23 protein-coding genes and 1 tRNA gene are annotated in these 25,209 nt (G+C 56.7%); 8 read left to right on the plus strand and 16 right to left on the minus strand.

Going from position 1 to position 25,209, the window contains the following annotated elements; translation table 11 throughout:
• Window positions 1-62 precede the first annotated feature (62 nt).
• A complete protein-coding gene (locus PHX60_RS00105) occupies window positions 63-662 on the plus strand; it encodes a hypothetical protein (protein ID WP_300072886.1) in 600 nt (199 codons plus the stop codon).
• On the opposite strand, the gene yjgA is transcribed toward PHX60_RS00105, so the two are convergent.
• On the minus strand, window positions 659-1,309 hold the full coding sequence (gene yjgA / locus PHX60_RS00110) for a ribosome biogenesis factor YjgA (RefSeq protein ID WP_300072888.1): 651 nt from the start codon (window positions 1,307-1,309) through the stop codon (window positions 659-661). The genes PHX60_RS00105 and yjgA overlap by 4 nt on opposite strands.
• A gap of 58 nt (window positions 1,310-1,367) precedes the next feature.
• Between yjgA and pmbA the strand changes: the two genes are divergently transcribed.
• Window positions 1,368-2,801 carry a metalloprotease PmbA gene (pmbA, locus tag PHX60_RS00115; RefSeq protein WP_300072891.1) on the plus strand — a complete coding sequence of 478 codons (1,434 nt, stop codon included), beginning with the start codon at window positions 1,368-1,370 and terminating at the stop codon, window positions 2,799-2,801.
• 18 nt (window positions 2,802-2,819) lie between these two features.
• Here pmbA and PHX60_RS00120 read toward each other — a convergent pair whose 3' ends face one another.
• The 5 genes from PHX60_RS00120 to PHX60_RS00140 form a co-directional block, all read right to left on the minus strand.
• Window positions 2,820-3,866, minus strand: a complete 1,047-nt coding sequence (locus tag PHX60_RS00120; RefSeq protein ID WP_300072894.1) for a hypothetical protein — start codon at window positions 3,864-3,866, stop codon at window positions 2,820-2,822.
• A gap of 78 nt (window positions 3,867-3,944) precedes the next feature.
• Window positions 3,945-4,394, minus strand: coding sequence for a GatB/YqeY domain-containing protein (locus PHX60_RS00125; RefSeq protein ID WP_300072897.1), 450 nt, complete (start codon window positions 4,392-4,394; stop codon window positions 3,945-3,947).
• A gap of 195 nt (window positions 4,395-4,589) precedes the next feature.
• A complete protein-coding gene (rpsU, locus tag PHX60_RS00130; protein ID WP_007833691.1) occupies window positions 4,590-4,802 on the minus strand; it encodes a 30S ribosomal protein S21 in 213 nt (70 codons plus the stop codon).
• Window positions 4,803-4,962: 160 nt separating this feature from the next.
• Window positions 4,963-5,940 (minus strand): ribosome small subunit-dependent GTPase A, encoded by a 978-nt coding sequence (gene rsgA / locus PHX60_RS00135; RefSeq protein WP_300072900.1) that lies wholly within the window; start codon window positions 5,938-5,940, stop codon window positions 4,963-4,965.
• Window positions 5,937-7,256 carry a M48 family metallopeptidase gene (locus PHX60_RS00140; protein WP_300072903.1) on the minus strand — a complete coding sequence of 440 codons (1,320 nt, stop codon included), beginning with the start codon at window positions 7,254-7,256 and terminating at the stop codon, window positions 5,937-5,939. The genes rsgA and PHX60_RS00140 overlap by 4 nt, the downstream gene beginning before the upstream one ends.
• A gap of 38 nt (window positions 7,257-7,294) precedes the next feature.
• On the opposite strand from PHX60_RS00140, the gene orn reads away from it, so the two are divergent.
• Window positions 7,295-7,873 carry an oligoribonuclease gene (gene orn / locus PHX60_RS00145; RefSeq protein WP_300072906.1) on the plus strand — a complete coding sequence of 193 codons (579 nt, stop codon included), beginning with the start codon at window positions 7,295-7,297 and terminating at the stop codon, window positions 7,871-7,873.
• Between the two features lie 116 nt (window positions 7,874-7,989).
• Here orn and PHX60_RS00150 read toward each other — a convergent pair whose 3' ends face one another.
• From PHX60_RS00150 to PHX60_RS00195, 10 genes are all read right to left on the minus strand, one after another.
• Window positions 7,990-11,211, minus strand: a complete 3,222-nt coding sequence (locus PHX60_RS00150; RefSeq protein ID WP_300072908.1) for an HsdR family type I site-specific deoxyribonuclease — start codon at window positions 11,209-11,211, stop codon at window positions 7,990-7,992.
• A 91-nt stretch (window positions 11,212-11,302) separates the two neighbouring features.
• Window positions 11,303-11,704, minus strand: a complete 402-nt coding sequence (locus tag PHX60_RS00155; RefSeq protein WP_300072911.1) for a lysozyme inhibitor LprI family protein — start codon at window positions 11,702-11,704, stop codon at window positions 11,303-11,305.
• Complete coding sequence (locus tag PHX60_RS00160; RefSeq protein ID WP_300072914.1) at window positions 11,701-13,371, minus strand: restriction endonuclease subunit S; 1,671 nt, start codon at window positions 13,369-13,371, stop codon at window positions 11,701-11,703. Before PHX60_RS00160 ends, PHX60_RS00155 begins: the two co-directional genes overlap by 4 nt.
• Entirely contained in the window at window positions 13,328-13,738 is a 411-nt protein-coding gene (locus tag PHX60_RS00165) for an HI0074 family nucleotidyltransferase substrate-binding subunit (protein ID WP_300072916.1), read from the minus strand. The genes PHX60_RS00160 and PHX60_RS00165 overlap by 44 nt, the downstream gene beginning before the upstream one ends.
• 29 nt (window positions 13,739-13,767) lie before the next feature.
• Window positions 13,768-13,959 (minus strand): hypothetical protein, encoded by a 192-nt coding sequence (locus PHX60_RS00170; RefSeq protein WP_300072919.1) that lies wholly within the window; start codon window positions 13,957-13,959, stop codon window positions 13,768-13,770.
• Between the two features lie 3 nt (window positions 13,960-13,962).
• Window positions 13,963-14,163, minus strand: a complete 201-nt coding sequence (locus tag PHX60_RS00175; protein WP_300072922.1) for a hypothetical protein — start codon at window positions 14,161-14,163, stop codon at window positions 13,963-13,965.
• A gap of 2 nt (window positions 14,164-14,165) precedes the next feature.
• Window positions 14,166-14,336 carry a hypothetical protein gene (locus PHX60_RS00180; RefSeq protein ID WP_300072925.1) on the minus strand — a complete coding sequence of 57 codons (171 nt, stop codon included), beginning with the start codon at window positions 14,334-14,336 and terminating at the stop codon, window positions 14,166-14,168.
• A gap of 48 nt (window positions 14,337-14,384) precedes the next feature.
• On the minus strand, window positions 14,385-15,947 hold the full coding sequence (locus tag PHX60_RS00185) for a class I SAM-dependent DNA methyltransferase (protein WP_300072928.1): 1,563 nt from the start codon (window positions 15,945-15,947) through the stop codon (window positions 14,385-14,387).
• A 136-nt stretch (window positions 15,948-16,083) separates the two neighbouring features.
• A tRNA-Pro gene (locus tag PHX60_RS00190) sits at window positions 16,084-16,160 on the minus strand.
• A gap of 28 nt (window positions 16,161-16,188) precedes the next feature.
• Window positions 16,189-17,118, minus strand: coding sequence for a polyprenyl synthetase family protein (locus PHX60_RS00195; RefSeq protein WP_300073603.1), 930 nt, complete (start codon window positions 17,116-17,118; stop codon window positions 16,189-16,191).
• A 144-nt stretch (window positions 17,119-17,262) separates the two neighbouring features.
• On the opposite strand from PHX60_RS00195, the gene PHX60_RS00200 reads away from it, so the two are divergent.
• The 5 genes from PHX60_RS00200 (at window position 17,263) to PHX60_RS00220 (ending at window position 25,140) form a co-directional block, all read left to right on the plus strand.
• The gene (locus tag PHX60_RS00200) at window positions 17,263-20,364 is read left to right on the plus strand and encodes a BPTD_3080 family restriction endonuclease (RefSeq protein ID WP_366144323.1); all 3,102 of its coding nucleotides are present in this window, start codon (window positions 17,263-17,265) and stop codon (window positions 20,362-20,364) included.
• A gap of 2 nt (window positions 20,365-20,366) precedes the next feature.
• On the plus strand, window positions 20,367-23,120 hold the full coding sequence (locus PHX60_RS00205; RefSeq protein ID WP_300072931.1) for a site-specific DNA-methyltransferase: 2,754 nt from the start codon (window positions 20,367-20,369) through the stop codon (window positions 23,118-23,120).
• Between the two features lie 78 nt (window positions 23,121-23,198).
• Window positions 23,199-23,510 carry a 50S ribosomal protein L21 gene (gene rplU / locus PHX60_RS00210; RefSeq protein ID WP_091459059.1) on the plus strand — a complete coding sequence of 104 codons (312 nt, stop codon included), beginning with the start codon at window positions 23,199-23,201 and terminating at the stop codon, window positions 23,508-23,510.
• A gap of 15 nt (window positions 23,511-23,525) precedes the next feature.
• A complete protein-coding gene (rpmA, locus tag PHX60_RS00215; RefSeq protein ID WP_300072933.1) occupies window positions 23,526-23,786 on the plus strand; it encodes a 50S ribosomal protein L27 in 261 nt (86 codons plus the stop codon).
• A 112-nt stretch (window positions 23,787-23,898) separates the two neighbouring features.
• A complete protein-coding gene (locus PHX60_RS00220) occupies window positions 23,899-25,140 on the plus strand; it encodes an RNA-guided endonuclease TnpB family protein (protein WP_300072935.1) in 1,242 nt (413 codons plus the stop codon).
• Window positions 25,141-25,209: the final 69 nt, after the last annotated feature.

Raw genomic sequence — 25,209 nt, forward strand, 5'->3', positions numbered from 1 at the left:
TAATAACTGCACCGCGATGGTGCATCTTCGGTTAATCTTGCCGCTACGAGGAGGGCTATCTCGTGGTCCATTTTGGTTTCGGTGTTACTGCGGCAAGCAATGCCGCTTGCGTCTTGCCAGACCCAGTGCCGGTGCATCCTTTACTCGATGGCAAAGAAGAGATTGGGCGTGGCCAGTATTCCATCGTCTTAGACAAGGGCGATGGCGAGCGTGTCTATAAAGTGGTCAGTTCGCCCGCAGACTATTGGCTGCACACGGCTAAAGACCGGCCCCAAGGCAAGCATTTTCCGATTATTTATGCCGACCACGGCGATATTGGCCAAGCGCAATCGGGCTACCGCTTTTATCTGCTAGAGATGGAGCGCCTTTACCCGCTGATGCCCGAATCGCAGGCCGCGATTGTGGCAGCCCAACTGGGCAAAGCCTATTGGGAAGGTTGTAGGCGCTGGAGCCAGTTGGGGCGCAGTATGGGGCGCGTGGCCATGTACCATCTGGCCAAGGGCGAAGCCCCCTCATGGGATACCCAGCTGCAATCGGCGATCAAGGCACTGTCGGTGTTTATTGAAGAATACCAACTGCTGCCCGACATCCTCAAGTCCGACAACCTGATGGTGCGTAAAGATGGCACCTTGGTGTTTTCTGACCCGGTGTTTGTCTCTTAAAGCCCTGCCTCTGCTGGTGTCGCTGGGGTGCTGCTCAATTGCGTGCGCAGCAGCGCAAACAGTTCGCGGTAAGCCCGGCCTTTGCGTGGTGCCAGTCCGTGGGCCTCGGCCACGTTGGCATCGTGGGCGGCGGGGGCATCTTTGCGTGCCTGCCGAATCAAAGCACGCAGCTGTTGTGCATCGGTGTCGGGGTATTGGGCCATCCATTCGGCTTGTGCGCCATCTTGGGCAATTAATATATCGCGCCAATGTTCGGCTTGGTGCAGTTGCAGTTTTTCGGTGGCCGAGCCATTGCGTTGCTCTTCTAAAGCCGCACGGGCAGCGGCTACGCTGTCTTCATCCAATTTACGCATCAACTTGCCAACAAATTGCATCTGGCGGCGCTTGCCTTCAAAATTGGTGATGCGCCGCGCCTCGGCCAAGGCTTCGAGCAGTTTGTCGGGCAAGCCAATGCGCTGCAATAAATCGGCGCGCAGGTCTAACAACTCTTTACCCAAGTCTTGCAGTTCATCGCTTTCGCGTTTCAATTCGGTGCGGCTGGCATCATGGGTGCCTTTGAGTTCGGCCTTGAGCTCCAAGTCGCGCTCGCTGCCTTCGGCAACAAACTGACCGCGAACAAAATAGCCTTTTTTGGGTTTACGTGACATGTTGAAATCTGGGGGAGAAAGAGAGGCCAAGGCCGGGCGCAAGTATCATAGCCTTGTCATGAAGAAACCCACACGCTCTGCCACCGCCTCTGCGCGCCGCGCCCCCTCCGCCGCCCCCACCGATACCCCCGACACGGGCTTTAGTTACAGCCGGGCCTTTTTTGAAGGTTTGGTCGATAGCGCTTTGGCCCATGCCAAAAAACTAGGTGCCACCGATGCCGGTGCCGAAGCCTCTGAGGGCTGCGGCCTGTCGGTCAATGTCCGCAAGGGCGAATTAGAGACAGTGGAGCGCAACCGCGATAAATCTTTAGGCATCACCGTCTATGTTGGCCACCGGCGCGGCAATGCCAGCACCTCTGATTTTTCTGCTGCCGCTATCGAGCGCACCGTGCAGGCGGCTTACGACATTGCCCGCTTTACCGCCGCAGACCCAGTAGCCGGTCTGCCCGATGCGGCCGATATTGCCCCCGCTGACAACCAGCGCGATTTAGACCTGTTCCATCCTTGGGTATTGGGCAGCGAAGAAGCCGCCCGCATCGCGATGGAATGTGAAGCAGCGGCCTTTGCCACCCACAAACGCATCACCAACAGCGAAGGGGCGGGTGTTTCGGCACAGCAAAGCCATTTCTTCAGCGCCCATACGCATGGCTTTCGGGGGGGTTATGCCACTTCGCGCCATAGCATTTCGGTGGCCCCGATTGCCTCGTTGCCCGGGCGCAATGCCGAAATGCAGCGCGATGCCTGGTACAGCTCGATGCGCGATGCCGCCGATTTGGCCTCGCCCGCCGCCGTGGGCCGCTATGCCGCCGAGCGTGCCTTAAGCCGCTTGGGTAGCCGCAAAATCGCTACCACCGAATGCCCGGTGCTGTTTGAATCCACTTTGGCCGCTGGCTTGTTGGGTGGCTTTGTGCAGGCTATCAGCGGTGGAGCCTTGTACCGCAAAAGCACCTTTTTGCTCGATTCCTTGGGCAAAAAGGTGTTCCCGAAGCACATTGATATTTTGGAAGACCCATTTATTCTGCGCGGCAAGGGCAGCTCGCCGTTTGACGAAGAAGGCGTGCGTGTCGCACCGCGCAAAGTAGTAGATGCTGGGCGGGTGGAGGGTTATTTTCTGTCCAGCTATTCAGCACGCAAATTGGGCATGAAAACCACGGGCAACGCCGGGGGTTCGCACAATTTGGTCCTCAGCTCGCGCCACACCCAAGCGGGCGACAATCTCAGCGCCATGCTGCAAAAGTTAGGCACAGGCCTGTTTGTGATTGAACTGATGGGCCAAGGCGTGAACTATGTCACGGGCGATTATTCGCGTGGTGCCAGCGGTTTTTGGGTCGAAAACGGCAAAATTGCCTTCCCAGTGCATGAAATCACCATCGCGGGCAACCTCAAAGATATGTTCAAAGGCATCGAAGCGATTGGTGCCGATGCCTACAACCACGGCGCGAAAACCGTGGGGTCTTTGCTGATTAACCGGATGAAAGTGGCTGGCAGTTGAACCCGTCTTGAGCAGCGTTTAGCCCACGCACAAGCGCTGCAAATGAGGCCGCAGCGTGCCCAGCGTGACAAAGCTCATGTCGTACATGGCATTGAGGCTGGCCGCTTGCTCTTCATTCAAGTCCAAGGCACAGATGATAAAGCGCTCGCGTGGGATGTCTAAGCGCTTACGCAAGCGCAGCAATTTGTCCAAATCACGGCGAAACTCCCCGGTTTTGCACTCGATACACAAAGGCGCTTGGTTGCTCGGCAGCGCCAGCACATCCAACTCTTGCAAGTCTTCATTGGCAAAGGTAACACGCGCACCGCGTGCCACCGACAAGGAAAAACGCAGAGGTTGTTCTTGCCAAACCGCCAATACTTCTAGCAGTGCAAACCACTCTAGCCAACCGCCCTCAAAAAAGCGGCGCACGGCGGGGGCCGATTGCAGACTCAAGCGGACAATTTTTTCTGGCTTCTGGTAGTGGTAGCGGGAGAAAAAGGTGTGTTCGTACAGATTACGGCACAGTTGGTTAATCGCCTGTGCATCTTTTTGCGGCACGCGCGCCAACTCTAAGTTCAAGCCGGTGTGTGCCTTGCGATAGCCCCAGCATACCCGGCCAATCAGCTCACCAAACAAATCATAACGTTCGCCAAAAGCGCGCGCTGCTTCATCAAAATAACCAGCGGTATTCACCGCCTCTATATCAAATTCAACCTGAATTTGGCGCGCCTGAAACCAATTTTGCAGCGGGGCATGTTGGGCCACGGTAGCTAAGTTGGTGTCGTTTGGTGTTTTTGCTACCGCCGCCACGGGTGCGGGTGCGGGTGCGGGTGCGGGTGCGGGTGCGGGTGCGGGTGCAGGCGGGCTGGGGGCCGGAGCAGCTTGTGGTGCTGTCTCTAGCGCACGCAATGCCTGCAACTCGCGCCGGATGTCGGTGTAACGCTCCAGTAGCTTTTCGACATAAAACACCGTACCAAACACCGTGACCGGCTGGGCGCAGCGGTTGCAGGGCATAGACTTGCCCACCGGGGTGATGTTTTCTTCGGCAACATAGCCGCAGGCATTGCAGCGGTACAAGGGCATGGTAAAAATGTGCGTGCAAGGGGCGCGCAAAGTTGGTGACAGGAGTCAGTGTAAATGCGGCACCACTTTGGGCTGTTATCAAATGTTGGTCAAAGCTGCCTTCACGGCGGCAGACACTTGGCCCATGTCAGCCTTGCCCGCCAGTTGGGTTTTCACCGCGCCCATCACCTTGCCCATATCGCCGGGGCCTTTGGCACCCAACTCGGCCACAATGGCTTGCACGGCGGCGGTGATTTCTTCCGGCGACATACGCTGGGGCAGATAGGCTTGCAACACCAGCAGTTCGGCCTTTTCTTTATCGGCCAAGTCTTGGCGCGCAGCCTGCTCAAAGGCGGCGATGCTGTCTTTGCGCTGCTTGACCAGCTTGTCCACGATGGCCACCACGGCAGCATCGTCTAGCACGACGCGCTCATCGACCTCTTTTTGCTTCATGGCCGCCAGCAGTAGGCGGATGGTGCCTAAGCGCTCGCTGTCTTTGGCGCGCATGGCGGTTTTCATGTCTTCGGTGATTTGGTCTTTGAGGCTCATGGTTATCTCCTAAAGGTAAGCGGCAGGATTTGCACAAAGTCATGCCAGCTAGGCGCGTCGCCGCAGACAGTAGTGGGCTACGGCAAGGCGGCGCAACGACGCTGGGGTGGCTTTGTGCGAATCATGAAAACAAAAAACCCGCGCTTGGCGTCCCTAGCGCGGGTTGAAATTCCAAGCAAACTTGGAGTTTGTCGATCAGTACAGCTTTTTAGGCAACTGCATAGAACGCACGCGCTTGTAGTGGCGCTTGACGGCAGCAGCTTTTTTGCGCTTGCGCTCGGCAGTGGGCTTTTCGTAGAACTCGCGCGCGCGCAGGTCGGTCAGCAGGCCCAGCTTTTCGATGGTGCGCTTAAAGCGGCGCAGGGCAACGTCAAAGGGTTCGTTTTCTTTTACACGGATGGTGGTCATTAGCTAATGTTTTCCAAAATATGCCCGCAGAGGGCTTTGGGGAGATCGGGCCTCAAAGCCGTGCGTGGCGGGTTCCCCGTCTCGTAACTAGTATGGGCCGACGGGGTGATGCCAGCAAAGCCGGACATTATAACGATTGCGCCCAAAGGTTCAAGGGCTATCAGTAGCGCGTTTGCCCCAATTCGGCAAACAAATCGCCATAAATGCGGTAGCGGTTGGCGCTGATGTGGCCCGCTTGCCAAGCGGCCAGCACGCCACAGCCGGGTTCGTGCAGGTGCGTGCAGTTGTAAAACTTGCAGTTGCTGGCGTGGGTGGCGATGTCGGGCATACAGGCGGCCAGTTGCATTGGGGCAATATGCTGCAAGCCAAATTCTTGAAAACCGGGCGAGTCAATCAAGGCGGTGCGGCGCTGCCCATCCACCCAATACAGCGCAGTGCTGGTGGTGGTGTGCTTGCCCGAATTGAGTGCCTGCGAGATTTCATTGGTCAGCACCGTAGCGCCGGGCACCAGCAGGTTGATGAGCGTGCTTTTGCCCGCGCCCGATGGCCCCAACACCAGCGTGGTTTTACCTTCTAAATAGGGCAATAACTCGGCGCGCTGGGCTGCTGGGTCGGCATTGAGGGATAGGCCCAGCACTTGGTAGTGTGGCTGGCCTTCTTTGCCGGGGATGCGGCAGTAGGGTTGCAGGCGCTCCCAGGCGGCAGCAAACGGCACGGCCAAATCGCGCTTGTTCAGGGCAATGAGGGGCCGGATATGCGCGGCTTCCGCCGCTACCAAAGCGCGTACCAATTGGCTTTCGGAAAACACCGGCTCGGCGGCCATCAAAATCAGCACCTGGTCTAAATTGGCGGCAAACGATTTGGTGCGGATTTCGTCTTGGCGGTAAAACAGGTTGCGCCGCTCTTGCACCTTCTCTATCGTGCCCTCTTCGCCTTGGCCGGGCGGGGCAGCTTGCCACAGCACCGCATCACCCACCACGGCTTGGCTTTTTTTGCCGCGTGGGTGACAAATTCGGCGCTGGCCGTCGGGGGTTTCTACCACGCAATGGCGACCATAACTGGCCACCACCAGCCCTTGTTGCAGCGCATCGGCGGCACTGGCCGCAGCGGCTTTTTTGGCTTTAGAAAAATGGCTCATGCGGCGGCGGCTACCGAAGGCATCCGCGCCAGCCGTTCACTGGCCGGGGGATGGGAATAATAAAAGCGCACATAGAGTGGGTCCGGCGTGAGTGTGGAGGCGTTGTCTTTGTAGAGTTTGAGCAAAGCGCTGGCCAAATCAGCACCGTGGGCTTGCTGCATGGCGTAGGCATCGGCTTGGAACTCATCGCGGCGCGAAATCTGCGCCAGCAAAGGGCTTAAAAAGACCGTAAACACCGGAACCACCAACAAAAACAGCAACAAGGCCAAAGCATCATTGGGCGCGTTGGAGGCACTGGGCACCAGCAAGGCCAAACTAGGCTGTACGCCCAAGCCGGTATAAAACCAAGCCTGCGTCGCCAGCCAACCCAGCAGGGCCAAGCCCAGCAAGCTCAAACCAAACAGCAACACCATGCGCTTGGCAATATGGCGGTGGTGAAAATGCCCCAGCTCATGGGCCAGCACGGCTTCGACCTCGCCGGGGGTGAGTTGCTTGAGCAGGGTATCGTAAAACACCACGCGCTTGGCGGCACCAAAGCCGGTAAAGTAGGCATTGGCGTGGGCGCTGCGTCGGCTGCCATCCATCACAAACAGCCCTTGCGCTTGGAAGCCACAACGCTCCATCAGCGCCGTAACGCGGGCTTTGAGTGCCTCATCGGCCAGCGGCTGAAATTTATTGAACAGAGGGGCAATCCACATCGGATAGGCCACCATCAGCAACAGGTTAAAGCCCATCCACAAGCCCCACACCCACAGCCACCACCAAGCACCCGCCGCGCCCATCAGCCACAGCACTGCCGCTGCCAAGGGCAAACCCAACACCACCCCCACCAGCGCAGATTTGAGCGCATCGGCCAGCCATAAGCGCCACGTCATTTGGTTAAAGCCAAAGCGCTGCTCAATCACAAAGGTTTGGTACAAGGTGAGCGGCAATTCAATCAGGCTACCCAGCAAGACAAAACTGGCCAGCAGGGCCAATTGCTGCACCATGCCACCGCCGAGCCACTCTAGCAAGGCTTGATTGAGCGCATTGAGGCCCCCGAGCAGCGTCCAGCCCAACAATACGGCTGCCCCCAACACCATCTCTATCAGCCCGAGTTGGGCTTTGGCCAAGGTATAGCGCGCAGCTTTTTGGTGCGCTGCCAAGGTGATATGGCCCACAAAAGCGGGCGGCACTTCGTGGCGATGGTGAAACACATGGCGAATCTGGCGCGAGGCCAGCCAAAACTTGAGCAACAGGCCCAACACCAGCACAGCGGCAAAGGCCATGCTCAAAGCCATAGCAGGCGTGAAAAAAGCAGAAGGAGCAGCAGGCATGGGGCGCAAGTGTAGGGCATGGGGGACAATCGCGCCCCATGTCAGAAACTCCGCACCTTCCCCCTCCCACCTTGGCCAAATCCGACCAAAATTTGGTCTGGCTAGACTGCGAAATGACCGGCCTGAACCCGCAGGTCGAGCGCATCATTGAGATTGCCGTGGTCATTACCGATGCCCAATTGACCGTGCGCGTCGAAGGCCCGGTGCTGGTGATTCACCAATCTGATGAATTGCTGGGCAAGATGGATGCTTGGAACCGAGGCACGCATGGCCGCAGCGGCCTGACCGAGAAAGTCAAAGCCTCCACCACCACCGAAGCCCAAGCCGAAGAGGTGCTGCTGCACTTCTTGAAAAAGTATGTGCCCAAAGGCAAAGTGCCGCTGTGCGGCAACAGCATCGGCCAAGACCGGCGCTTTATGGCCCTGTATATGCCCCAGTTAGAAGCGTATTTCCATTACCGCAATGTGGATGTCAGCACCTTCAAGGAGTTGGCCAAGCGCTGGAAGCCCGCCGCTTACAGCAGTTTTAAGAAGGCGCAAAAACACACCGCACTGGCCGATGTGCATGAATCTATCGACGAATTATTTCACTACCGACGACATTTTTTGGCGTTGTAATCTCTCTTGGTCGGGGTGACATCCTCTCCGGGCTGAACCCCTTGTCTTTACCCACATCTTTGCAATCACTTGATTTGTATTCGCTTTTTCAGTGAAAAAAGTGCCTTCGCGAGGCTTTACATCCAGCTTTCGCCCAGAGTTTCGACCTGTTGCAGCACCAACTCCACCGCTTGCTCGGATTGGTCAGGCGGGTATTTGTACTTGCGTAGCACCCGTTTGACCATCAAGCGCAAGGTAGCCCGGACGCTTTCGCGCTGTGCCCAGTCCACACTGATGTTCTTTTTGAGGTTCTCGGTCAGTTCGCTGGCAATCTTCTTTAAGGTTTCATCGGTCAGTTGCAGCACCGCAGACTCGTTGTTGGCCAGCGCGTCGTAGAACTTGACCTCGTCGTCTGACAAGCCTAGTTGCTCACCCCGGCTGGCGGCCTGCTGGAACTTTTTGGCCATCGCCACCAGCTCTTCCATCACCTGTGCGGTTTCAATGCTACGGTTTTGGTAACGGCTGATAACGTTGCTCAGCAGGTCAGAGAATTTGCGCTGTTGCACCACGTTGGTGGCAAACTTGGACTTGATTTCACCCTCTAGCAGGCGCTCTAGCAGCTCTACAGCGAGATTTTTTTCTGGTAGCTGCTGTACCTGCTGCAAAAATCCCTCATCCAATAGCCCGATATTGGGCTTTTCTAGGCCCACGGCATCAAAGATGTCCACCACCGAGTCGCTCACCACGGCTTGGTTGATGATTTGCCGGATGGCCAAGTCACGCTGTTCGTCGGTTTTCTTTTGTTGGCTCAGGTCGCGTTTGGTCAGTATGACCTTCACGGCTTGCAAAAAGGCCACCTCATCGCGCACCGCTTTGGCTTCATCCAGGGTGCAGCACAGGCTAAAGGCGCGGCTCATGGCCAGCGCAACATCGCCAAAGCGTTTTTTGCCATCGCGCACCGAGGTATCGCTCTTGCCCTTAGGGTTCGATTGCAAGCCCAAAATATGGTTAGCAGCACCGGCCAAGATTTTATGGCCCCCGGTTTGGAAGCTGCTGTAATCAAAACCGTGCAGCAGGGCGCGCAGGATGTCGAGCTTTTCCAGTAGCACCGATAGGGCTTCATGGGCATCGACTGTCGGGCGGCCACGGCCTTTGCTGGCGGTGTATTCGCGCATCGCGGCTTTAAGCTCGTTGCCGATGCCGATGTAATCCACCACCAAACCACCCTGCTTGTCCTTAAACACCCGATTCACGCGTGCGATGGCCTGCATCAGGTTGTGGCCCTTCATCGGCTTATCGACGTACATGGTATGCACGCACGGGGCATCAAAGCCGGTGAGCCACATATCGCGCACAATCACCAGTTGCAGCGGGTCTGCGGGGTCTTTGAAGCGTTTTTCCAGCCGTTTCTTGGTTTGGCTGGGGTAAATGTGCGGGCGCAACAGGGCTTTGTCGCTTGCACTGCCGGTCATGATGATTTTGATGCGGCCTTGCTCTGGGTCATCGCTGTGCCAATCGGGGCGCAGTTGCACGATTTCGTTGTATAGGTGCACGCAAATATCGCGGCTCATGCCCACCACCATCGCTTTACCATCTTGGCTGGCATTGCGCTGCTCAAAGTGGGCTACCAGGTCGGCAGCAACGCTGGCAATGCGTGGTTCAGTACCCACCACCTTCTCTAAGGCGGCCCAACGGCTTTTGAGCTGCGCTTGGATGGCTTCTTCTTCATCCTCGGCCAGTTCGTCCACTTCTTCATCCAATTCGGACAGGTCGGCTTCCTTGAGTTTGAGCTTGGCCAAGCGGCTTTCGTAGTAGATAGCCACCGTAGCGCCGTCTTCCTTCGCCTGCTGCATGTCATAGACATGGATGTAATCGCCAAACACGGCCCGGGTATCGCGGTCGGTGCTAGAGACCGGCGTGCCAGTAAAGGCGACAAAAGTAGCGTGCGGCAAAGCATCGCGCAGGTGCTGGGCGTAGCCTGCTTGGTAGCGGGTGCTGTAGGCGGGCGGGGCAAATTCGGCGCTGGCAGCAGGGTGGATGTAGTCACCATCGCTGGCGGTGACCGCCCCCGTGCTGGCCGTGGCCAGCTTGCGCGTTTTGAGCTTAGCCTGAAAGCCATATTGGGTGCGGTGGGCCTCATCGGCAATGACAACGATATTGCGCCGCTCCGACAGCACCGGGAAGCTGTCTTCATCCTCCCCCGGCATAAATTTTTGGATGGTGGCAAAGATGATGCCGCCCGAGGGCCGGTTGCCCAGCAGTTGGCGCAGCTCCTGCCGCGTATGGGCTTGCACCGGGGTTTGGCGCAACAGGTCTTGCGCCAGGCTAAATACACCAAACAGTTGGCCATCGAGGTCGTTACGGTCGGTAATCACCACAATGGTCGGGTTCTGCATCGCTGGCTCTTGCATCACACGGGCAGCAAAACAGGTCATGGTGATGCTTTTGCCGCTACCTTGCGTGTGCCAAACGACCCCACCCTTACCCTGCGTCTGGGCTGGGGTGTCGGTGCGCGATGCCGCCACCACCTGCTCAATAGCGGCCCGCACGGCGTGGTACTGGTGGTAACCAGCGACCTTTTTGACTAGCTGGCCATCTTCCTCGAACAGCACAAAATAGCGCAGGTAGTCCAGCAGGTACGCTGGGGCCAGTGCGCCACGCACCACAGTTTCCAGCTCGTTGAACTGGCCCAGCGGGTCAAGGTTCACCCCGTCGATGGTGCGCCACTGCAAAAAGCGTTCGGCATTGGCCGACAGAGAGCCCATGCGCGCCTCGGTGCCGTCGGAAATCACCAACACCTCGTTGTACTGGAACAGGTCAGGGATTTGTTCCTTATAGGTCTGGATTTGGTCGTAAGCCTTCCAGATATCGGCGGCCTCATCGGCAGGGTTCTTCAGCTCCATCAGCACCAGCGGTAGGCCATTGATGAACAGGATGATGTCCGGGCGGCGGGTGTGGTGTGCGCCCTTGATGCTGAATTGATTGACGGCCCAGAACTCATTGCGCGCAGCATCCATCCAATCCACCAAGCGCACAAAGTCGCCAATGGTGTGGTCGTCCTTTTGGTACTGCACCGGCACGCCAGCCACGAGCAGCTTATGAAAAGCACGGTTGGCCGAGAGCAGGGCTGGAATGGCTAAATCCAGCACCCTTTGCAGTGCATCTTCGCGCGTTGGTGCCGGAATGCCGGGATTGAGCCGAGCGATGGCCTGGCGCAGGCGGCCTGCCAGCACCACCTCACGGTAGTTGGCACGTTGCGGGTTGGGGCCATCGTGGGCGATGTCGTAGCCGCTATGCACTGTGTAACCCAACTCGGACAGCCAGGCTAAGGTTTCTTGTTCGAGTTGGTCTTCGGTCACAGCGCAGCCTTTCTTAGGTTGATGCTATCCAAATTAAAGCCTTCTTTCATATGTTTGTTGGTTATGAAAGCATCGTTGCACACAACCCAAGCTACGAGGCTTGGGCGATGAAGTTTTCCAGCTCTTTGGCGCGGTCGGCTGTCATGGTCATCAGGCAGCTATTGGCGTTGACGCGGGCGATGCTGCCCCCATAGGGGTCGTGGTAAAAATTGCAGTTCAAGTCGCGAAACTTTATCCAAGCCCGTTGGGCCTCTTGCAGTTGCTTTTTGCGCTCAGGGGTCAGGTTGGTCATCAGGGACTTGTAGGCCTTGTTCAAGCGGACATCCTGACGTTCGATTTCTGCGCCGATGCAATCAATCATGTCCATCGTGACACCACCCGACTTGTCCATGCAAGCGTCGAACTTTTTGGACAGATGGCTGTCTTGGGCACTGGCCACCAAAGGCATGGCGGCGGCAAAAGCCAGGGCGATTTGGAGGAGCGGGAGTTTCATGGGTGTGCTTCTTCAAGGCTAGATGGGACTTCAGGCAGGCGCAAAGTGCCGGAAATTAGGCGCGGGAGCAAGGTGTCGCGGAGGGTGGAGAGGTTTTGGGCCTGCTTCTCATTTTCAATAAGCCGCTCAAACAATGCCTCAGCCACATCCATAAACGCCTGTACCACGTCTGGTGACGGCACCAATGCCGGAATAGGCCGAAACGCCTTTTTGCTAATCTCCATAAAGGTCGAACCATTGGCCCGGCCTTTAATGCTTTCCATGTTTTCACGACACCAAAACAGCAGGTACAGCGGAGGCAATAAGCCACCGGGAGGCATAGCGATGTAGCCTTGGTTGATAGCCAGCGGCACTTGGGCCAGTGCTAAATAGCCAATCGGGGCGCGAGAAGACAACAACAATGTTCCAATGGGCAACAATCCAGAACCAATTTTTGCCAAGCCTTTATCGCTGAGTTTGCGTTCAGTGCCTAACAGTACCGGTGCGGCAATGCCAGAAAGGTCTTTTGGCGTTGTCCAGCAGTGAATGGCTGGCTCCCAATAGGCAGCAGTTTTGGTGTCTGGTGTTGCACCACCTACAGCGTCAACTGCATCACCAATGGGCATCACCCGCCACCCCTTCGGCACCAGCCCCAACTCCGTTTCCTCGAAGCTATCGGGGAACAGCGCCGCCGTGGCCTCGTCCATGCCTTCGGTGACTCGGCCTTCCATTTTGGCGCGCACGGGGTCGAAATCGACAAACCATGACTTAAACAATGCTTGGGCGATGGCTTCCAGTGTGGCGTTGGTTTCGCGTAGGAGGGTGATTCGGTCGTCGAGTATTCGTGCAATTTTACCGATTGCAAGTTGCTCAGACTCAGTAAGCTGAGGAATTTTGACGGAGCCTATACCTGCTGCGCTAATGTTTGCTTGAGCGCTCCCCGCAGAAGCCCCTTCAATAAATTCATCAAATCCAGGCTGCGAAACCACTGCATAAATGAAATCGTCAAATTTCTTTCCATTCTGCGCTGTAATTCTTGCGACTCGCTGATTCAAGTAAGCAGGTTCAGTTTCTTTGAATCGACCGACTTTGCCAACAGTGGCCCCAGTCATCGCCATAAGAATATCACCATCCCGTAACCTGAAACGTTCTAATTCGGTTACCTTTTCCGGCGCAACCCTATCAACACTAACCAGTGACACAACAGGCGGTTGAATGTTTGCAATCTTGATAACTGCGATGCCTTCGTTTCCAAAATCTGCACTCTTAAAAGCGTAACCTCCTTGGACATTTGCAATATCAGACAGTCTGTAGGTTTTAGAAATCATCCTCCCGCCCCCGCGTTTACCTTGAGCCCCCACCTGCACCACAACCTTATCCAGCTCAATAATCTTGCAAAATGATGCACTGGTAGTCGCCCAATCGACCAAATCTACCTTGTAGGGCAAATCGGATTCATCCAAGGCTTCCTCCATCAAACCCAGCGTAGCAAAACCCAGTGGCATTTCACCCAGAATGCACAAATCCAAATCAGAATACTCCTTGGCCGTCCACTTAGCCCGCGAGCCAAAGGCCCAGACTTCGCGCTCTGGCACATACTTTTTTAAAATATCCTGAACGATTTTCAGGTGGTCTTCTCGCATATCAAGCAACATGGGCAGGCAGCCTTTGCAGAAGGTGGCGTACATGGGCCAAAAATTCAGGAATTTGCGCAAATACGTTGGCGGCGATTTCTGCATCGTAGGTGTGTGAAGTGCGGTCGCGTGCAGATAAAAAACCAAACCAGCTTTCGGCATCGGCAATCATGCCCAGCTTGGCCGCTTCGCGTATCCAGCCTCTTTTGGCGCTGGCCTCATCCATCGCATATTTTTCTTTCAATACCCGAATCACCATTTGCCGGGTCAAATCCATTGCCACCTCGAAGCGCTGAATCGCACCATCGCGGGCAATTAATACCAAGCGTGATGCCGATTCTTTGGCATAACTATAATCATTCAACCCATCTTCCACAGCGTTCACGGCAAGCTGCAAGGCTTCAAGACTAATGTCGGACATGGTTACATTCTTTTATATAGGGTTTATGCTCAAAAGATGGCGAGGTGGTGGCCCCACGGGATGGACAGCATTTGCGCAACAGGCTGTTTCGCAATTGCCGCCTCACGCAAGGCGCTATTGACGACTACCGCCGCCTTGAGCTGCACTTGCCGAAAGCGGGTTTTGAGTTCGCCTAGCCAAGCGTGGTACTCGGGCTGGTGGGGTAAAAGGTTAGCACGCATCGCCTAGCCTTCTCGGTCTTTGCACCAGTTTGGAGCCAGTGGAATTTCGTTCAGACGCACACCACACAGGGCAGTATCGCCTGAGGGTGCTTCGTCGATGAACGTCACCAACACTCGGCGCGGCAGCTGGAGCGCATCGCTTGGCAAGTCAAAAAATTGCAGTTGCCCATTGGGATGCAAAACGGCTTCGTAGGTGTCCAGCATGGTCAATGGCCTTCCAAGCATACAAAGGTGACGTACTCATTTTGCACGTCCAGCGCCAAAGTTTTGCCTGCCTGCAAGGCGGCCAGATGTTCGGCGGTGAGGGTAAACACTTCGCCGCCCCAGCGTTGGCCGAAGGGGGTTTCGTGGTCTTCTACGGCAAATGGTTCGTTCACGATGGCGATATTGGAGGGTGCGTCGAATGGGTTCAATCTAACCACCTATCAAAACTCATACCCCAGCCCGCCCAGCTTTTGCCGAATCAGCGCATCCAACTCCGCACCTTTGGCCATTTGTTCGCCCAGTTTTTCAGTGAGTTTGCGCATTTTGTCGTCAAAGGCTTCGTCGTCGTCCTCTACCGCTTCAGCGCCCACATAGCGGCCGGGGGTCAGCACATGGCCGTGTTGAGCGATTTCAGCCAGCGGCACGCTGCGGCAAAAGCCCGGTTGATCTTGGTACTCAGTGATGCTAGCCCCGGCTTCCACCTCGCCGCGCCATGCGGCCACAGTCTCGGCAATGCGGGTGATGGTGGCATCGTCTAACTCTGCTTGCACACGGCTAATCATCTTGCCCAGTTTGCGTGCGTCTATAAACAGCACCTCGCCCTTACGCCGTTTCTGCTTGGCCAAGAACCACAGGCAGGCGGGAATTTGGGTGTTAAAGAACAGTTGCCCCGGCAGCGCCACCATCACTTCCACCACGTCAGCGTCCACCATCGCGGCGCGAATCACGCCTTCGTTGTTCTGGCTAGAACTCATGGAACCATTGGCCAACACGATGCCCGCACGGCCCGTGGGCTTGAGGTGGTACAGCATGTGCTGCAACCATGCATAGTTGGCATTGCCTTGGGGTGGGTCGCCAAACTCCCAGCGCGGGTCACCTTCGAGGCTGCCATGCCACCAGTCGGAGATGTTGAAGGGTGGGTTGGCGAGGATGAAATCGGCGCGCAGGTCGGGGTGCTGGTTCTTGGTGAAAGTGTCGCCCGGCTCACGGCCTAAGTTGAAGTCGATGCCCCGGATGGCCAAGTTCATGGCTGCCAAACGCCAAGTAGTAGGGTTGGCTTCCTGGCCGTAGATGGACACATCGCCAATCTTGCCGCCGTGGGCTTCGATGAACTTTTCCGACTGCACAAACATACCGCCCGAGCCACAGCAGGGGTCATAGACCTTGCCAGAGTGGGGGCTGAGAATAGAAACTAAGGTTTTGACGATGCTGGCTGGCGTATAGAACTGGCCACCGCGCTTGCCCTCGGCACTGGCAAACATTCCCAAAAAGTATTCGTACACTTGGCCCAGCACATCCCGCGCGGTACTAGGGTTGTCACCAAAGCCAATGGTAGAAATTAAATCGACCAACTCACCCAACTTGCCATCGGGCAATTGGGCACGGGCATAGCGTTTGTCCAAAATGCCCTTGAGTTTCGGGTTCTCAATTTCGATGGTGGTCAAGGCACCGTCGATGAACTTGCCAATCTCGGGGTGCTTGGCCAGCGTGCGCAGCGTCTCCCAACGTGCGCCCTCGGGCACCCAAAAGACGTTGGCGCTGGTGTAGTAGTCGCGGTCTTCCAGCTCGGCATCGATGTCTTCCTGGCTCGCTTCGCCGTAGTAAAACTCATCGTTCGGGTCTTGTAAGCGGGCGGCCATTTCAGCGCGCCGGGCGGTAAAGGTGTCCGAGACGTACTTCAGAAAAATCAGGCCAAGCACCAAGTGTTTGTACTCGGCAGCGTCCATGTTGGCGCGTAGTTTGTCGGCGGTGGCCCAAAGGGTTTTTTTGATGTCGTCGAGCATGTCAGTAGAGTGGCCGAAGAGGTAACAGATATGCTGCACATTATGGCTACCTGCACCCAGTTCTAACCTTGGATATCTACTGGCACTTTTTTGGGGCTGGCAGCCTGAAAAAACTGCCTTCTCCCTAGGGGAAACTTGGTCGGGGTGAGAGGATTCGAACCTCCGGCCTCTACGTCCCGAACGTAGCGCTCTACCAGGCTAAGCTACACCCCGATACTTTGGCGCCGCCAACGATGCGTTTTCAGGTGCGGCGCTCTAAAAGCTGAGCCGCCAATTGTAGCAAACAGGCAGAATATCCATTGACGGGCAAGCACGCTAATGCGGCTATCGCACGTTGTGCTTCAGCAGCAGCAGCGGCCCGCGCTGCCGACAAAGCACCCGTTTGGCGCACAATCGCCACAATGCTTTCGAGTTGGTCCGCGCTGCCTTGCTCAATCGCGTGGCGCACCACAGCGGCTTGCTCTGGCGTGCCACGCTGCATGGCCACAATCAGCGGCAGGGTGGCCTTGCCCTCGCGCAAATCATCGCCCAAATTTTTACCCAATTCGGCTGGGTCGCCATCGTAGTCCAGCACGTCGTCAATGATTTGGAAGGCGGTGCCCAAGGCTTGGCCATAAGTGGCGCAGGCTTGTTCCACCTCGGTGCTGCTGCCTGCCAGCACCGCTGCCAGCCGTGCGCTGGCCTCGAACAGTTTGGCCGTTTTGGAGCGAATCACCAGCAGATAGCCCTCCTCGCTCAGCGAAGCATCGTGCATATTCATCAGCTGCAACACTTCACCTTCGGAGATGATGTTAGTGGCATCGGCCAAAATCTCCATAATTCGCATTTGGCCCACTTCGACCATCATTTGGAAGGCGCGCGAATACAAAAAGTCCCCCACCAACACACTGGCGGGGTTGCCAAAAGTCTCGTTGGCCGTGGGGCGGCCCCGGCGCAGGGTAGAGTCATCCACCACATCATCGTGCAGCAGCGTGGCGGTATGGATAAATTCCACCACGGCAGCCAAAGAGAAGCGATGCGCCTGCTGGTAGCCCAACGCTCCACTGAGCAGCAGCAGCAACGCTGGGCGCAGGCGCTTGCCACCAGCGGCAATAATGTATTGTGAAATCTGGCCCACCAAGGGCACGCCAGAGGCAAGGCGGTCGGCAATGACCTGGTCAACCGCACGCATATCGTCCTGAATCAGGGCAAGCGGCGAGGCGGCAGTAGCAGAGGGTGGGGGGGCAAAGGCTGTCAAGGTGGTGGTCGCTAACGGTGGGCCAAATTATAGGAAGTTGCACGCCCCTGCTGGCAGGGCCAGTAAACTTGGTGCGCCGTGACCTCTTCCAATCCCTTCTTTGAACGCCCTATTCTCAATTCCCCCTACGACTGCCCACAGCGTCACTGGGAACTGGATACCGACGGGCAACCCACCCAGCAAATTTTGCCTACCCGCAGGCGTGCTGAATTCATCACCCCCATCCCCAAGCCGAAGAAACGCAAAAAGGCGGCCACACAAAACGAGATGGTGTTTCAGGAGGGCAAAGACCTCTCCACTGCGGCGCAGCAGTACGACACCACCTCCATCATCAACCAAGTGCGCCAAGCCGTGGACACTTGGCGCAGCCTGCCCAACCCAGCGCAGTGGCAAGTCACGCCAGAGACGGCACGCCTGCTGCAACATTGGCGACACCACCACTTCAGCGGCGTGCGCCCGTTCTTTTGCCAGGTCGAAGCCGCCGAAACCGCTATCTGGCTAACCGAAGTTGCGCCACAGAGCAAAAACGGCAAGTTCTTGCTGGAGCATCTGGCCAGTGCCAACCAAGGGGCGAACCCCGGACTGATGCGTTTGGCCCTCAAACTGGCCACCGGTGCTGGCAAAACCACCGTCATGGCCATGCTGATTGCCTGGCAAACCATCAACGCGGTGCGCCACCCCAACAGCAAACATTTCACACGCGGTTTTCTGATTTGCGCCCCCGGCCTGACCATCAAAGACCGCCTGCGCGTCTTGCAACCCAACGACCCCAACAGCTACTACAAAGACCGCGAACTGCTGCCCACGGACCTACTGGGCGACATCAGCAAGGCCAAAATCACCATCACCAACTACCACGCCTTTAAACTGCGCGAGCGCATCGAGCTGTCCAAGGGTGGCCGCCAGTTGCTGCAAGGCCGCACGGGCGACACCCCACTGACGCTGGAAACCGAAGGCCAGATGATTCAGCGCGTCATGCCCGACCTGATGGGCCTGAAAAACATCATGATTCTCAATGACGAGGCCCACCACTGCTACCGCGAAAAGCCCCAAACGGACAATGACGAAGCCCTGAAAGGCGACGAAAAGAAAGAGGCCGAAAAGAACAACGAGGCCGCGCGCCTGTGGATTTCTGGCATTGAAGCCGTCAACCGTAAGCTGGGCGTTACCCGCGTCATGGACCTGTCGGCCACGCCGTTCTTTTTGAGCGGATCGGGCTACGCCGAAGGCACACTGTTCCCTTGGACGATGAGCGACTTCTCGCTGATGGATGCCATTGAATGCGGCATCGTCAAACTGCCGCGCGTGCCGGTGGCCGAGAACATCCCCGGCGAAGAAATGCCGGTGTTTCGCAACCTGTGGGAGCACATCGGCAAAGACATGCCCAAAAAGGGCCGTGGCACTGGTGGCGAACTAGACCCCCTCAAGCTGCCCCTGCGCCTGCAAACGGCGCTGCTGGCGCTGTATGGCCACTACGAAAAAACCTACAAGGTGTGGCAAGAGCGCGGCATCAAGGTGCCGCCCTGCTTCATCATCGTCTGCCAAAATTGCGCCATCTCCAAGCTGGTGTATGACTTTGTTTCCGGCTTTCAGCGCCAGAACGACAACGGCACCACAACGCTAGAAAATGGCCGCTTGGCCTTGTTCCGCAACTTTAACGACACCACCGGCCACCCACTGCCGCGCCCCAACACCCTGCTGATTGACAGCGAACAACTCGAAGCCGGTGATGCGCTAGATGCCAGCTTTCGCAACATGGCCGCCGATGAAATCGAGCGCTTCCGCCGCGAAATCGTCGAGCGCAGTGGCGATGCCCGTGCTGGCGACAACATCACCGACCAAGAACTGCTGCGCGAGGTCATGAACACCGTGGGCAAGGCTGGTCAGTTGGGTAGTGGCATCCGCTGCGTGGTGTCGGTTTCCATGCTGACCGAAGGCTGGGATGCCAACACCGTCACCCATGTGCTGGGTATTCGCGCCTTTGGCACCCAGTTGCTGTGCGAGCAAGTGATTGGCCGTGCGTTGCGCCGCCAGTCCTACGAGTTGAACGAGCAAGGGCTGTTTAACGTCGAATATGCCGATGTGTTTGGCATTCCGTTCAACTTTACCGCCAAGCCGGTGATTGCACCGCCCCAGCCGCCACGCGAGACGGTGCAGGTCAAAGCCATGCGCCCAGAGCGCGATGCCTTAGAAATCCGCTTTCCGCGCGTCGAAGGCTACCGCGTCGAGCTACCCCAAGAGCGCCTAAGCGCCAGCTTCAACGACGAATCCGTCCTCACCCTCAGCCCGGCACTGGTTGGCCCGTCCATCACCCGGGTTTCGGGCATCATCGGCGAAGGTGTCGATATGAGCCTCCAGCACTTGGGCGATATGCGCTCCAGCACGCTGCTGTTTCACCTGACCCAGCGCCTGCTTTACACCAAGTGGCGCGACCCCGGCGAAGCCCCCAAGCTGCACCTGTTTGGCCAGCTCAAACGCATCGTTAAGCAGTGGCTGGAGGCAGTGGACGACAACGGCCATCCCAAATACTTGGTTTGCAAGGGCGACACCTACCCCGCGCTGCTGATGTACCAAGAGCTGGCCGACATGGCCTGCAACAAAATCACTGCCGCCATCACGCGCCAGTTTGAGGGCCAGCGCCCCATCAAAGTGCTGCTCGATGCCTACAACCCCACCGGCTCCAGCGCCCATGTGCGCTTTAACACCAGCAAGCTAGACCGCTGGCAGACCAGCTCCAAGCACTGCCAGCTCAATTGGGTGATTTTGGACAGCGACTGGGAGGCCGAATTCTGCCGCGTGGCCGAAGCGCACCCCAAGGTGCTGGCCTACGTCAAAAACCACAACCTCGGGCTAGAAGTGCCCTACCGCTTTGGCTCCAGCCTGCGCCACTACCGGCCAGATTTCATTGTGCTGGTGGACGATGGCCACGGCATGGCCGACCCGCTGCATTTGGTGGTCGAAATCAAAGGCTACCGGGGCGAGGATGCCATCGAGAAAAAATCCACGATGGACACCTACTGGGTGCCGGGCGTAAACCACTTGGGGCACTATGGCCGCTGGGCCTTTGCCGAGTTCACCGAGGTGTTTCAGATGCAGGCCGATTTCAAAGCCAAACTCGATGCCCAATTTAACCAACTGCTAGACACCGCTGCCAGCAAGGCCGCCACCGGGAACGCATAAGCATGGCTACCAAAATCAGCACCAAAAACGTCGAAACCCTCACCCACGACGAGGCCAAACGCAAAAACATTCCTTCGGTAGAGCAGCAATCCATTGCCGCCCAAGAACATATTGCCCCCCAGCAAGTGCGCTACCCGCGCAACACCGACCTGGACCCGCAACTGGTCTGGCGCGGCAAGGACGAGCAAGACTGGAGCGACTTGGTAGTCAACGCGCCGCCGCTTTATATTCAGGAAAAAGTCCACCCCAAAGCGCTGATTGACGACCTGCTACGCAGCAGCAAAGAGCGCGAGCATCAAGCTGGGCAGTCCACCGCCGACTTGTTCTCAGACTTTAACGGCATCCCCAAGGGCGCGGACAAAACCGAGTTTTACCAGCACGACCAGAACTGGACAAACCGCATGATTCTGGGCGACAGCCTGCAAGTGATGGCCAGCTTGGCCGAACGCGAAGGCTTGCGCGGCAAGGTGCAGTGCATCTACTTTGACCCACCCTACGGCATCAAATTTAACAGCAATTTTCAGTGGAGTACCACCAGCCGCGATGTGAAGGACGGCAACGCGCAGCACATTACCCGCGAGCCGGAGCAGGTGAAGGCGTTTCGGGACACTTGGCGCGATGGCATCCACAGCTACCTGACCTATTTGCGCGACCGGCTGACCGTGGCACGGGATTTGTTGACCGAATCCGGCTCCATTTTTGTGCAGATTGGGGATGAAAACGTCCACCGGGTGCGGGCGGTGATGGATGAGGTGTTTGGGGAAGATAATTTTGTCTCGACGATTGCGTATGCGAAAACCACCGGTTTTTCAAGCGATACGTTATCGAACGTCGCTGACTACATGGTTTGGTTTGCCAAAAAAAAGCCTTTGCTGAAGTATCGTGATTTATTAACAGCCAAGCAGGCTGGTGAAGCTGGCGCGACAAAGTATCGGGAGACTTCCACTATTCAGGCGTTAAGGAATTCCGCTCACGAACTGACTCGCCTTGCGACGTCAGATCAGCTGACGTCGCAAGGCGAGTCAGGTTCTGAGCAGGTGTTCCCTTACCTTGGGAAACAATGGGCGGCGCCAAAAGGCTTGCACTGGAAGACAACTGTTGATGGCTTAGTTCGGACAGCAAAGGCCGAACGAGTAATGCTTGAAGGCGCAACTCCTCGTTATGTTCGCTTCCTGGATGATTTTGCTGCAAACCCGCGCACAAACATTTGGCTCGATATCGGTGGGGTTCAAAGTCGCTCTGACCCAAAGGTTTACGTTGTTCAGACCGCGACGGAAGCAGTAGCTCGCTGCATTCTCATGGCCACCGACCCCGGTGATTTAGTCCTTGACCCGACCTGCGGCAGCGGCACCACCGCCACCGTGGCCGAGCAATGGGGCCGCCGCTGGATTACCATCGACACCTCGCGCGTGGCCTTGGCTTTGGCCCGCGCCCGCATCATGGGCGCACGCTACCCGTTCTACCTGCTGGCCGACTCGCGCGAAGGCCAGCAAAAAGAAGCCGAAATCACCCGCACGGCCCCCAGCACGCAGCCGGTGCAGGGCAATATCCGCCACGGCTTTGTTTATGAGCGCGTGCCGCACATCACCCTCAAATCCATCGCCAACAACGCCGAGATTGACGTGATTTGGGACCAATGGCAAGCCACGCTGGAGCCACTGCGCGAACAGCTCAACGCCGCGCTGGGCAAAAATTGGCAAGAATGGGAAATTCCGCGCCAGTTGCCCGAGCAGCCCGAACATCCCACCCAGCTGCACGCCCAATGGTGGCAAGCCCGCATCGCCCGGCAAAAAGAAATAGATGCCTCGATTGCCGCCAAGGCCGAGTTTGAATACCTCTACGACAAACCCTATGACAACAAAAAGGCGGTGCGCGTCGCTGGCCCCTTCACTGTCGAATCCCTCAGCCCGCACCGTATGCTGGCCGTGGACGAAAACGACGAGCTAATAGACGCGGCCCAAGAGCAGAGTGCCGACTACCACGCCCGCCAGTCGTTCCCGCAGATGATTCTGGACAACCTCAAAACCGCTGGCGTGCAGCAAGCCGACAAGGCCGACCGCATCAGCTTCACCTCCCTGACCCCTTGGCCGGGCGAGGGTGCAGTGTGTGCCGAAGGCCGCTACATGGAAGGCGAAGTGGAAAAACGCGCCGGTATCTTTATTGGCCCCGAGTTTGGCACTGTGCAGCGCAGCGACTTGGTAGAAGCCGCCCGCGAGTGTGGCGATGCCGGTTTTGACGTGCTGATAGCCTGCGCCTTCAACTACGAAGCCCACGCCACCGAGTTTTCCAAGCTGGGCCGCATTCCGGTACTCAAGGCGCGCATGAATGCCGACCTGCACATGGCCGAAGACCTGAAGAACACCGGCAAGGGCAATTTGTTTGTCATTTTTGGCGAGCCAGACATCACCTTACTGCCCCAGCCCAACGGCCAGATGTGCATCAAAGTCAACGGCGTGGACGTGTTCAAGCCCCAAACCGGCGAAGTGGTCAGCCACGGAGCCGACGGCATCGCCTGCTGGTTTATTGATACCGATTACGACCAAGAAAGCTTCTTCGTGCGCCACGCCTACTTTTTGGGGGCCAATGACCCGTATAGCGCCCTGAAAACCACGCTCAAGGCCGAGATTGACCGGGAAGCCTGGGACACGCTCAACAGTGACACCTCGCGCCCATTTGACAAGCCCAAGTCAGGCCGCGTGGCGGTGAAGGTCATCAACCACTTGGGCGATGAGGTGATGAAGGTTTTTAAGGTATAAGCAGAGCCAAAGCTATCTGGTATAATTTTTGGTTCCGTGAAAATTCTTTTTCGGAAACTCACAAACCAAGAGGTTCACATGTACGCGGTCATAAAAACCGGCGGCAAGCAGTATCGCGTTGCTTCCGGCGAAAAAATTAAAGTAGAACAGATTGCTGCGGACGTAGGCCAGGAAATCGTGATTGACCAAGTTTTGGCTGTCGGCAACGGCGCTGAAATCAAGGTTGGCACACCCCTGGTGTCCGGCGCTACTGTCAAGGCAACTGTGGTTGCCCACGGCAAGCACGACAAGGTGCATATCTTCAAGATGCGCCGTCGCAAGCACTATCAAAAACGCCAAGGTCACCGTCAACAGTTCACCGAACTGCAAATCGGCGACATCGCTGCTTAAACAGGAGCTTTAGTCATGGCACAGAAAAAAGGCGGCGGCTCTACGCGAAACGGGCGCGATTCCAAGCCCAAAATGCTCGGCGTGAAAGCCTTCGGCGGTGAACTCATCAGCGCTGGCTCTATCATCGTGCGCCAACGTGGCACCAAGTTCCACCCCGGCACCAACGTCGGCGTGGGCAAAGACCACACCCTGTTTGCTCTGGTAGATGGCCACGTGTCGTTTGCTACCAAGGGCGCATTGTCTAAGCACACAGTCAACGTGACTGCTGCAGCCTAAGACCTTACGCGCTGATGGCATCCTAAGCCCCGCCTGGTCGGGGCTTTGCTTTTTCAAGCACCCAGTGCAGTACAGATATCGCTGGTCATGCGCTTCAAAATTGCATCCCCACATGCTCATTGCCCATCGTATCGCTCTCGACCCCAACAACGCACAGGCTACCTATTTAGCCCGTGCTGCGGGCGTGGCACGCTTTGCTTACAACTGGGCACTGGCACAGTGGACGCAGCAGTACGAGAGGCACAAAGCCGATAACAGTTTACCCAAGCCCTCCCAAGGAGCACTACGACGGCAACTCAATGCCATTAAGCGTGAGCAGTTTCCGTGGATGTTGGAAGTGACCAAAAATGCACCTCAAATGGCGATCATGCAGTTAGGTGATGCTTTCAAGAATTTTTTTACTGGACGGGCTAAATACCCACAGTTTCGCAAGAAGGGGCGGCATGACGGATTTAGCCTCACCAACGATCAATTCGGTATTGACGCTTTTCGCATACGTATCCCTCACTTAGGCTGGGTGCGTATGCGTGAGGCGTTGCGTTTTGTCGGAAAAATCATGTCGGCGACAATCTCTCGTGTGGCGGATTGCTGGTTTGTCAGCGTCACCGTAGATATCCCAGATAATGTACATTTGCCCACAGCCGATAACCAAGGCGCGGTAGGTGTCGATTTGGGTGTCTCTGCGCTGGCAACGCTCTCAACTGGAGAAAGCATCGCTGGCCCTAAGCCGCATAAGGTTTTGCTAAGGCGGCTGCAACGCTTGTCGCGCAGCTTGAGCCGCAAGCAAAAAGGCTCTAACAACCGCAACAAAACCAAAACCAAGCTGGCCAAACTGCACGCACGTGCCGCCAACATCCGCTCAGATGCTTTGCACCAGCTTACCACCAACTTGACGCGCCAATTTCATACCATCGGTATTGAAGACCTCAACGTCAAAGGTATGCTGAAAAATCGTTGCTTGGCACGTTCAATCGCCGATATGGGGTTCTTTGAATTTCGGCGGCAATTGCACTACAAGGCAGCGATGCGCGGTGGGCAAGTAGTAGTGGCTGATCGATTTTTTGCCAGCAGCAAGACCTGTTCAGCCTGTGGGCACAAGCTAGAGAGCTTGCCTCTATCAGTACGCCAGTGGACATGCCCCGAATGTGGTGCCAACCATGATCGGGATGTGAACGCGGCAATCAATTTGAAACAAGTGGCCGAGAGTTCGGCTGGCGACTGCCAGCGCATACAGTCTATGGCTGTATGTTCGGTGACAGCCTGTGGAGAGGAAGGCTCTGGCCGCGCTCGCAAGAGCGCGGTGAAACCGGCCTCTATGAAGCAGGAAATCAGCAACAGATTGCCTCAGCAATGAGTAAGTTTGCATAAGTCTGATGGAACGGCTTTGTGCTTTTTGGCTGATAAAAATCGCCATGCAAGCTGC

Origin of the sequence: Giesbergeria sp. (assembly GCF_028686475.1) — a bacterium.
Classification (GTDB): Bacteria; Pseudomonadota; Gammaproteobacteria; order Burkholderiales; family Burkholderiaceae_C; genus Simplicispira.